Below are 7,295 nucleotides of genomic sequence, written 5' to 3'. Positions count from 1 at the left end.
GCGACGGCTGAAAGCCGGTCGCGGCGCGGGTCGTTCAGCGTTTGAAACGGGTGTTACTGAATCTGCCCGTGACAATGCTTGTATTTCTTGCCCGAACCGCAATAGCACAGCTCGTTGCGGCCCAGCTTCTGCTCGTTACGTACCGGCGCGGTCGCCAAGGCAACATCCACCTCGGCGCCCTCCTCCTGGGCAACTTCCAGGCCTGGGGCCGGGGCGTGCTCAAACTGCATGCGCGCGGCCAGGGCTTCGGCTTCCTGACGCAAACGGGCTTCTTCTTCGACCGGGTCTTCGCGGCGAACCTGAACGTGGGACAACACGCGGATCGAGTCGCGCTTGATCGAATCCAGCAACTCGGAGAACAGCGTGAAGGACTCGCGCTTGTACTCCTGCTTGGGGTTCTTCTGGGCGTAACCACGCAGGTGGATACCATGGCGCAAGTGGTCCATGGTCGACAGGTGGTCTTTCCACAGGTCGTCCAGCACCCGCAGTACGATCTGCTTCTCGAAGGAGCGCAGCGCTTCTTCGCCGGCCTGGTCTTCTTTCTCGTTGTACGCAGCGATCAGTTCGGCCAGCAGCTTCTCGCGCAGGGTTTCTTCGTACAGGTGATCGTCTTCGTCCAGCCATTGCTGGATCGGCAACGCCACGCCGAAGTCGCTCTGCAAGGCAGCTTCCAGACCGGCGACATCCCACTGCTCAGGCAGCGACTGCGGCGGAATGTGGGCGCTGATGGTTGCGTTGAGCACGTCCTGGCGGAAATCGGCGATGGTTTCGCCAATGTTGTCGGCGGCCAACAAACTGTTACGCATGTGATAAATCACTTTACGCTGTTCGTTGTTGACGTCGTCGAACTCCAGCAATTGCTTGCGGATATCGAAGTTGCGGCCCTCGACCTTGCGCTGGGCTTTCTCGATGGCGTTGGTCACCATCCGGTGTTCGATCGCTTCGCCGGGCTGCATGCCCAGGGCCTTCATGAAGTTCTTCACCCGATCAGAAGCGAAGATACGCATCAGGCTGTCTTCCAACGACAGATAGAAGCGGCTGGAACCGGCATCGCCCTGGCGACCGGCACGGCCACGCAGCTGGTTGTCGATACGACGCGATTCGTGACGCTCGGAAGCGATCACCTGCAAACCGCCGGACTCGAGCACCTGTTGATGACGCTTCTGCCAGTCGGCCTTGATCTGCGCGATCTGCTCGGGAGTCGGGTTTTCCAGGGAGGCGACTTCCACTTCCCAGTTGCCACCCAACAGGATGTCGGTACCACGACCGGCCATGTTGGTGGCAATGGTCAGGGCACCCGGACGACCGGCCTGGGCGATGATCTCGGCTTCTTTTTCGTGGAACTTGGCGTTGAGGACCTTGTGCTCGATACCTTCCTTGGTGAGCAATGCAGACATGTGCTCGGAAGTTTCGATCGTGGCGGTACCCACCAGGATAGGACGGCCCTGGGCCATGCATTCCTTGATGTCGGCAATGATCGCCGCATATTTCTCATCGGCGGTGAGGAACACCAGGTCGTTGTAGTCTTTACGGGCCAGCGGCTTGTTAGGCGGGATCACCATCACTTGCAGGCCGTAGATCTGATGGAATTCGAACGCTTCGGTGTCGGCGGTACCGGTCATGCCGGACAGCTTGTTGTACAGGCGGAAGTAGTTCTGGAAAGTGGTCGAGGCCAGGGTCTGGCTCTCGGCCTGGATGTTCAGACCTTCCTTGGCTTCGATGGCCTGGTGCAGGCCTTCGGACAGGCGACGGCCCGGCATGGTCCGGCCGGTATGTTCATCCACCAGCACGACCTGGCCGTCCTGGACGATGTACTCGACGTTGCGATGGAACAGCTTGTGCGCACGCAGACCGGCATAAACGTGGGTCAGCAGGCCCAGGTTATGGGCCGAGTACAGGCTCTCGCCCTCGGCCAGCAGGCCGACGCGGGTGAGCATTTCCTCGATGAACTGGTGACCGGCTTCATTGAGCTCGACCTGGCGAGTCTTCTCGTCGACCGTGTAATGGCCAGCCTTGGTCACTTCACCCTCGACTTCTTCGACGTGCAGTTCCAGCTGCGGGATCAGCTTGTTGATCTCGATGTACAGCTTGGAACTGTCCTCGGCCTGACCGGAAATGATCAGCGGGGTACGGGCTTCGTCGATGAGAATGGAGTCGACTTCGTCGATTACGGCAAAGTTGAGTTCGCGCTGGAATTTTTCATCCAGGCTGAACGCCATGTTGTCGCGCAGGTAATCGAAACCGAATTCGTTGTTGGTGCCGTAGGTGATATCGCAGGCGTAGGCGGTGCGTTTTTCTTCCGGCGGCTGGAACGGCGTGACCACCCCGACCGTCAGGCCGAGGAATTCATACAGCGGGCGCATCCAGTTGGCATCACGGCGGGCCAGGTAGTCGTTGACCGTCACCACATGCACGCCCTTGCCGGACAGTGCATTGAGGTATACCGCCAGTGTCGCCACCAGGGTCTTGCCTTCACCGGTACGCATTTCAGCGATCTTGCCTTCGTGCAAGGTCATGCCGCCGATCAACTGAACGTCGAAGTGACGCATGCCCATCACCCGCTTGCCGGCTTCACGGGCAACCGCAAAGGCTTCGGGCAGGAGCTGGTCAAGGGTTTCACCCTTGGCGATGCGGTCCTTGAATTCGGCAGTCTTGGCGCGTAACTGATCGTCCGAAAGGGCCACCATTTGCTCTTCGAAGGCATTGACGATCTGTACCGTCTTGAGCATGCGTTTGACTTCACGCTCGTTCTTGCTTCCAAAAAGTTTCTTTAACAAAGGCGCAAACATATCGGCAGGATCTTCCACACTAAAGGGATGGAGGGCGGCCCCGTGAGTCGCCCGTGCAGCCCTCATGGCCGCATGCGAACGAGCATTCTACCCGGAAACGATGGTGAGGAAAGTGGCGTTATTCCACGATGCTGGCACAGCGCTGTGACGGGGCCTCCCTAAAATAAGGGCTTTTACGGGAACTTCAACCCACAAACGAGAGAAGTTATTCATTGATTGGGCGGACAAGGGCGCCCGCGGCGAGCGGTGGCGGCGCACTCGGCGGTTTCTGCTACCATGACGCCTCTGTCACTTGCGGTACTCGTTCATGGCCTTTCGCCCTCTTCCAGCCAAGGTTCCCGCCGTTCTGCTGCGCGAAGCCAAACCGCTGAAAGCCATCTTCGGCCACGCCAAACGACTGGGTCACTTGCAGCGCCTGCTGGACAGCCAATTACAGCCCGCCGCTCGCGAGCACTGCCACGTGGCCTCCTGGCGCGAAGGCAGTCTGCTGCTGATCGTCACGGACGGGCACTGGGCCACGCGCTTGCGCTATCAGCAAAAGCGCCTGCTGAGGCAATTGCAGGCGTTCGAGGAATTTGCCGGCCTGACGCGGATTCTGTTCAAGGTACAACCGCCCACGGTGCAGGTCGCCGTCAAGGGGCACACGCTGGACTTGTCCACCGACGCAGCCGCCACCATCCAGGCCACTGCGGACGGCATCAGCGACCCCAACCTGCGGGCGGCGCTGGAGCGGTTGGCGGCGCATGGGCGGCCCAAGGATTGATATCTTCAGGGCCTATTGAATAGCTATCGCGAGCAGGCTCGCTCCCACAGGGGATCTTCGGTGAACACAGATTTTGTGTACGAAACAGGACCATTGTGGGAGCGAGCCTGCTCGCGATAGCGGTAGATCAGCCAACACCCCTGTTAAAACTACCGGCGTTTTTTGCTCCCCAGCAACGACCCCATCAACCCACGTACCAACTGCCGGCCCAACTGATTGGCCGCCTGGCGCATCGCCGATTTCAATGCCTGGCCGGCCGCCGTACCGAGAAACTCCCCGGCCTTGTCGGTGAAGCTCGGTTCTTCAGCAGTCGCCTTGCCTTGAGCCTCTTCGGCTTGCGGCTCCAAGCCCTTGCGCCCCATCAGCACTTCATAGGCCGACTCGCGATCAATGGGTTTGTCATAACGCCCTTGCAAAGGGGAACCGGCAATCAGCCCGGCACGTTCGGCTTCGGTCAACGGCCCGATCCGCGACTGGGGCGGCGCCACCAGCACGCGCTGGACCATCTCAGGCGTGCCCTTTTCCTGCAGGGTGCCGACCAAGGCTTCGCCAATACCCAGCTCGGTCAGCACCGTCAGGGCATCGAATTGCGGATTGGGCCGGAAACCGTCCGCCACTGCCCGCAGGGATTTCTGCTCCTTGGTGGTAAAGGCCCGCAGGCCGTGCTGGATGCGCAGGCCCAACTGCGCCAGCACGTCGTCCGGCAAGTCTCCTGGCGACTGGGTCACGAAATACACACCCACGCCTTTGGAGCGAATCAGCCGCACGACCTGTTCCAACCGTTCTTGCAACGCCTTGGGGGTATCGGCAAAGAGCAGATGGGCCTCATCGAAGAACAGCGCCAGCAGCGGTTTTTCCGCGTCGCCGCGCTCGGGCAATTGCTCGAACAACTCGGCCAGCAGCCAGAGCAGGAACGTGGCATAGACTTTCGGCGCTTCATGGACCAGACGGCTGGCGTCCAGCAAATGGATGCGGCCGCGGCCGTCGCTGGCCGGTTGCAGAATATCTTCCAACTGCAAGGCCGGCTCACCGAACAACGCATCCGCGCCTTGTTGCTCCAATGTGGCCAAGCGCCGCAGCAAAGCCTGGCTGGAACCGGTGGTCATCAAAGCGGCGTCGTCTCCCAGCAGCTCGGGGTTGTCCCTGAGGTGATTGAGCAGCGCCTTCAAGTCCTTGAGATCCAGCAGCAATAGGCCTTCGCGGTCGGCAACCTTGAAGGCCGCGTACAGCGCCGATTGCTGACTGTCGGTGAGTTCCAACAGGCTGCCGAGCAACAGCGGGCCCATTTCACTCAGGGTGGTGCGCAGCGGATGACCGGATTTGCCGTGAATGTCCCACAAGGTCACCGGATACGCCTGGGGTGTGTGGCCGAGCCAGGACATGCCGGCAATACGCTCGGCGACTTTGCCTTGGGGGTTACCGGCGGCGCCGAGGCCGCACAGGTCGCCTTTGATGTCTGCAGCGAATACCGCCACGCCGGCGTCGCTGAACGTTTCGGCCAGGCGCTGCAAGGTGACGGTCTTGCCGGTGCCGGTGGCACCCGCCACCAGACCATGACGGTTGGCCAAGCGCATGGCCTGGGCGATGGGTTGGCCGGCAAGGTCGGCGCCAATAACAAGTTGCGATGAGTCAGGCATTTCGTCACCTGTGATTAATCTATGGCCTTGCATGGCCGATATCTAAAGCGACAGACCCTACTGAAAACAAGGTCGGATAATTCCCTAAGGAGAGAAGGAAATATCAGCTTTTTTTCACTATGAAGCCATTTTTGCGCGCTTATATATAAGCACGCTTAGCGTATCAAGACCTTAGCGGACCCCCGAGCCATGAATAAAAACCTGCGCTTTAGCCATAAAATTCTAATAGCCGCCGCGCTCATCGTGATTGCAGCCTTCGCTTCCTTCACGGCCTACAACGATTACCTGCAACGCAACGCCATCCGTGACGACCTGGACAGCTACCTGCATGAAATGGGTGCTGTCACGGCAAACAACATTCAGACCTGGCTGACCGGCCGCATCCTGCTTATCGAGAACCTGGCCCAGAACATCGCCGTCACACCGGACCCGAGCAGCGTCACCCACCTGCTGGAACAGAAAGCGCTGACCTCGACCTTCATGGCGTCCTACCTTGGCGATGCCCAGGGCAGTTTTATCATTCGTCCCGATGCGAAGATGCCTGACGGTTTCGATCCGCGCGTACGTCCTTGGTACAAGGGCGCACAAAGCAGCAGCACCTCGACCCTGACCGAACCCTACATCGACGCTGCCAGTGGCGGGCTGATCATTTCCATCGCCAGCGCCTCGAAAAACGCCACGCAAAATGTCGGTGTCGTGGGCGGCGACCTGAGCCTGCAGACCATTGTGGACAACCTCAAGACCGTGGATTTCGACGGCATGGGGTATGCCTACCTGATCAGCGCCGACGGCAAGATCCTGGTACACCCGGATAAAGCCCTGGTCATGAAAACCCTGGCCGAAGCCTACCCGACGAACACCCCGAAGATCAGCGACCAGATCAGCGAAGTCGAGGTCGATGGCCATACGCGCATCGTGACCTTCACGCCGATCAAGGGCCTGCCCTCGGTGAACTGGTACGTCGGCGTGTCGGTGGATAAAGACAAGGCCTACTCGATGCTCAGCGATTTCCGCACCTCGGCCGTCGTGGCGACGGTCATTGCCGTGGCGTTCATCATTGCGCTGCTGAGCATGTTGATCCGCTTGCTGATCCAGCCGTTGCATGTGATGACCCGGGCGATGGAGGGCATCGCCGATGGCGACGGCGACCTGACCAAACGCCTGACGATCCAGAATCAGGACGAATTCGGCATTCTGGGCACGGCGTTCAACCGTTTCGTGGAACGTATTCATAATTCGATCCGCGAAGTGTCTTCCGCCACCGAACACGTCAACGAAGTTGCCTTGCGGGTGGTGAGCGCGTCGAACTCCTCGATGGTCAATTCCGACGAGCAGGCCAGTCGCACCAACAGCGTTGCCGCAGCCATCAATCAATTAGGCGCCGCTGCTCAGGAAATCGCCCGCAATGCAGCGCAAGCGTCCCATCAAGCCAGCGACGCCCGAGGCCTGGCCGAGGACGGCCAACAAGTGGTGGATCGCAGCATTGCCGCGATGAATCGCTTGTCCGACTTGCTGAGTGCTTCGAGCAGCAACGTTGAATCGCTGAACAGCAAAACCGTGAACATTGGCCAGATCCTGGAAGTGATCACCAGTATTTCCCAGCAAACCAACCTGCTGGCCCTCAATGCCGCGATCGAGGCGGCCCGGGCCGGTGAGGCCGGGCGCGGGTTTGCCGTGGTGGCCGATGAAGTGCGCAACCTGGCCCACCGCACCCAGGAATCGGCGCAACAGGTGCAGACCATGATTGAGGAATTGCAGGTTGGCGCCCGTGATTCGGTCACAACCATGAACGACAGCCAGCGCCACAGCCAGGAAAGCGTGGAAATCGCTAACCTGGCCGGTGAGCGTCTGAACAGCGTGACCCAGCGCATCGGCGAAATCGATGGCATGAACCAGTCAGTGGCCACCGCCACCGAGGAGCAGACGGCCGTGGTGGAATCCATCAACGTGGACATCACCGAGATCAACACGCTGAACCAGGAAGGCGTGGAGAACCTGCAATCGACATTGCGTGCCTGCTCAGACCTTGAGCAGCAGGCGGCGCGGTTGAAGCAACTGGTGGGCAGTTTCCGCATCTGACGCCATCGCGAGCAGGCTCGCTCCCAC

The 7,295-nt window shown here is 60.0% G+C and carries 4 protein-coding genes and 1 pseudogene; 3 read left to right on the top strand and 2 right to left on the bottom strand.

Translation table 11 applies throughout. The features are described from left to right. Nucleotides 1-53: 53 nt before the first annotated feature. Nucleotides 54-2,789 (bottom strand): preprotein translocase subunit SecA, encoded by a 2,736-nt coding sequence (gene secA, locus HU811_RS23075; RefSeq protein WP_186658274.1) that lies wholly within the window; start codon nt 2,787-2,789, stop codon nt 54-56. 307 nt (nt 2,790-3,096) lie between these two features. Between secA and HU811_RS23070 the strand changes: the two genes are divergently transcribed. Beyond that, nucleotides 3,097-3,552 (top strand): DUF721 domain-containing protein, encoded by a 456-nt coding sequence (locus HU811_RS23070; protein WP_186658272.1) that lies wholly within the window; start codon nt 3,097-3,099, stop codon nt 3,550-3,552. Nucleotides 3,553-3,701: 149 nt separating this feature from the next. On the opposite strand, the gene HU811_RS23065 is transcribed toward HU811_RS23070, so the two are convergent. Next, nucleotides 3,702-5,189 carry a helicase HerA-like domain-containing protein gene (locus HU811_RS23065; protein WP_186658270.1) on the bottom strand — a complete coding sequence of 496 codons (1,488 nt, stop codon included), beginning with the start codon at nt 5,187-5,189 and terminating at the stop codon, nt 3,702-3,704. A gap of 189 nt (nt 5,190-5,378) precedes the next feature. Between HU811_RS23065 and HU811_RS27820 the strand changes: the two are divergent. Continuing rightward, nucleotides 5,379-6,410, top strand: a pseudogene (locus HU811_RS27820) (HAMP domain-containing protein); the annotation flags it as partial. Between the two features lie 93 nt (nt 6,411-6,503). Next, a complete protein-coding gene (locus HU811_RS27815) occupies nt 6,504-7,268 on the top strand; it encodes a methyl-accepting chemotaxis protein (RefSeq protein ID WP_370695207.1) in 765 nt (254 codons plus the stop codon). Nucleotides 7,269-7,295: the final 27 nt, after the last annotated feature.

This window comes from Pseudomonas tehranensis, assembly GCF_014268615.1.
Classification (GTDB): domain Bacteria; phylum Pseudomonadota; class Gammaproteobacteria; order Pseudomonadales; family Pseudomonadaceae; genus Aquipseudomonas; species Aquipseudomonas tehranensis.
The sequence above is the reverse complement of the archived record's forward strand: the minus strand, read 5'-3'. Positions and strand labels throughout refer to the sequence as shown.

Coding starts and splice junctions, on each gene's coding strand:
- secA (WP_186658274.1), bottom strand. CDS start 2,789: ATGTTTGCGCCTTTGTTAAAGAAACTTTTTGGAAGCAAGAACGAGCGT.
- HU811_RS23070 (WP_186658272.1), top strand. CDS start 3,097: ATGGCCTTTCGCCCTCTTCCAGCCAAGGTTCCCGCCGTTCTGCTGCGC.
- HU811_RS23065 (WP_186658270.1), bottom strand. CDS start 5,189: ATGCCTGACTCATCGCAACTTGTTATTGGCGCCGACCTTGCCGGCCAA.
- HU811_RS27815 (WP_370695207.1), top strand. CDS start 6,504: ATGGTCAATTCCGACGAGCAGGCCAGTCGCACCAACAGCGTTGCCGCA.